This is a genomic window from bacterium (genome assembly GCA_035370465.1).
Taxonomy (GTDB): domain Bacteria; phylum Ratteibacteria; class UBA8468; order B48-G9; family JAFGKM01; genus JAGGVW01.
On the sequence record DAOOVW010000055.1, the window covers coordinates 1 to 2,879 of the forward strand.

Annotated in this window: 2 protein-coding genes and 1 rRNA gene; 2 read left to right on the top strand and 1 reads right to left on the bottom strand. The window is 35.9% G+C overall.

Going from position 1 to position 2,879, the window contains the following annotated elements:
• Nucleotides 1-801 (top strand): 16S ribosomal RNA (locus PLW95_07065); the annotation flags it as partial.
• A gap of 194 nt (nucleotides 802-995) precedes the next feature.
• A complete protein-coding gene (gene dnaJ / locus PLW95_07070) occupies nucleotides 996-2,129 on the top strand; it encodes a molecular chaperone DnaJ (GenBank protein HOV22414.1) in 1,134 nt (377 codons plus the stop codon).
• On the opposite strand, the gene PLW95_07075 is transcribed toward dnaJ, so the two are convergent.
• Nucleotides 2,119-2,879 (bottom strand): undecaprenyl-diphosphate phosphatase (locus PLW95_07075; protein HOV22415.1); only part of this gene is annotated, 761 nt, incomplete at its 5' end. The genes dnaJ and PLW95_07075 overlap by 11 nt on opposite strands.

Consider the following 2,879-nt stretch of genomic DNA (forward strand, 5'->3'; position numbering starts at 1 on the left):
CTGAGGCGCGAAAGCGTGGGGAGCGAACGGGATTAGATACCCCGGTAGTCCACGCTGTAAACGATGGGTGCTAGGTACTGGTTCGGTAAAACGAATCGGTGTCGAAGCTAACGCGTTAAGCACTCCACCTGGGAACTACGGCCGCAAGGCTAAAACCCAAAAGAATTGACGGGGGCCCGCACAACCGGTGGAACATGTGGTTTAATTCGATGATACACGAAGAACCTTACCTGGGCTTGACATCTACCTAGTAAAACCCCGAAAGGGGAATGATCCGCCTTATGGCGGAAGGGTAGACAGGTGCTGCATGGCTGTCGTCAGCTCGTGCCGTGAGGTGTTGGGTTAAGTCCCGTAACGAGCGCAACCCCTGCTCGCAGTTACTCGCTCTTCAAGAGCAGCACTCTGCGAGGACTGCCGTGGTTAACACGGAGGAAGGTGGGGATGACGTCAAGTCAGCACGCCCCTTATGTCCAGGGCTACACACGTGTTACAATGGCTATTACAAAGGGATGCAAAACCGCGAGGCGGAGCAAATCCCAAAAAAATAGCCCCAGTTCGGATTGCAGGCTGAAATTCGCCTGCATGAAGCTGGAATCGGTAGTAATCGCGGATCAGCCATGCCGCGGTGAATACGTTCTCGGGCCTTGTACACACCGCCCGTCACGCCAACTGAGTCGAGGATACCCGAAATTACATGCCATTTGCTTTTAGCAATATGGGGTAATGAGGGTATGCTCGGCAAGGAGGGCGAAGTCGTAACAAGGCAGCCGTACCGGAAGGTGCGGCTGGATCACCTCCTTTCTAAGGAGAAAAAAACCGGATACCCCTTTTTATTTGTTTGTTTCATTCCTTCTCTCATATTTTCTCTTCCTTATGGGAAAAAACATAAGAAAATATGAGAGAAGGAAATTTTTATTAAAAGCAAAAATAATAAATTATTTATTGTTATATTATTTTTCCATTTCTTTTATTTCTGATTTTTGAAAACAAAAACAATGAGTGAAAAGAAAGATTATTATGAAATTCTTGGAGTAAGTCGTGATGCTTCTATTGATGATATAAAAAATGCCTATAGAAATTTGGTTTTAAAATACCATCCTGATAGAAATCCTGGTGATAAGCAAGCAGAGGAAAAATTCAAAGAAATTACAGAAGCATATGAAGTTCTAAGTGACTCTGAAAAAAGAAAAATATATGATACATATGGACATTCTGGCTTTGGTCCGGGTGGTTTTGATTGGACACAGGACTTTTCAAGAGTTCAAAGTGATTTTTCTGACATTTTTGGAGATATTTTTGGTGACTTCTTTTCTGATATTTTTAATACAGGACGCCCTTCAACAAGGCAGAGAACAGTTGAGAAAACAAGAGGATCTGATTTAGAAGCAAAAATTTTTATCACATTAAATGAAGTAGCAACAGGAACAGAAAAATATATAAACATTTCAAGATATGACCCATGTCCAACATGTAACGGAACTGGAAGCAAGTCAGGTGTTTCAAAAACAACATGTCCAATTTGTCATGGAACAGGCAAAACAACACAAAGCAGAGGTTTTTTTACAATAACTCAAACATGTTCAAAATGCAGAGGTGAAGGATTTATAATTTCTAATCCCTGTCAAAATTGTAGAGGAACGGGGAGAGCAAAAAATATTCATAAAATACTTGTTAAAATACCAGCAGGAATTGAAAATGGGACAAGTTTAAAATTAAGAGGACAGGGCGATATTGGACAAAATAATGGAGAAAGAGGGGACCTTTATGTGACTGTTTATGTTGAAAAAAATGAGATTTTTGAGAGACAGGGTAGTGATATAATATGTGAGGTACCTATTACAATACCACAAGCAGTTTTAGGAGATGAAATAGAAGTTCCAACATTAACTGGAAAAGTTAAAGTAAAAATTCCACCAGCAACTCAGTCAGGAACTCTTTTGCGACTTAAAAATTTAGGAGTGCCAAGATTAGCTGAATATGGGAAAGGGGACCAAATATTAAAAATAAAAGTTCTCATACCTAAAAAATTATCAAGAGAAGAAAGAAATTTATATCAACAACTAAAAGAAATTGAAAACCATGATAATTATCCAGAAATAAAAGAATTTAAGAAAAAAATTAGTGAATAAAAAGAAGCAAAATAGAAACAATTAGAGTATAAAAACCAAAAAGATAAAATTTCCCTCTTAAAAAGACCCTTCTTAATAAAAAAAGAGAAACAAAACTTATAAATAAAGAAATTGTAAAGCCAGTTAATAAAAAAGTTGGATTATAAAGTTTTTTTATTTCAGGAATTTCAATAATAATTGCCCCTAAAATTGCAGGAATACCTAAAAGAAAAGAATATCTAAATGTATCTTCCCTATTTACACCTGCTATTAAACAGGAACAAATAGTTGCACCTGACCTTGAAACACCAGGTATAAGAGCAACCCCTTGAAAAATACCAGTAATAAATGATGTTTTAATATCTACTTTTTTATTTTTTTCTATTCTTTTAATTCCAGTTAAAAGAAGCAAAATAGATGTGAATAAAAAAGCAAACGATAAGAGTTTAAAATTTTCAAATATTGTTTTGTGGTCTTTTAAAAAAAAGCCAATAAATCCTGTTATAATTGATGAAATAATAATATAAATTCCAATTTTAAATTCATATGTTTCTTTTTGAAAAGTAAAAAATTTACTCCCAATTTCCTTTATATCTTTCCAGAAAAAAATAAAAATTGCAACAAGAGAGGATAGATGAAGAAAAACATCAAAGGTAATATCTACCTTAAAATTAAAAAATTTTTGAAAAATAATAAGATGTCCTGAACTACTAACTGGAAACCACTCAAAAATCCCCTGAATAATCCCAAGTATAATTGCCTCTTTCATCT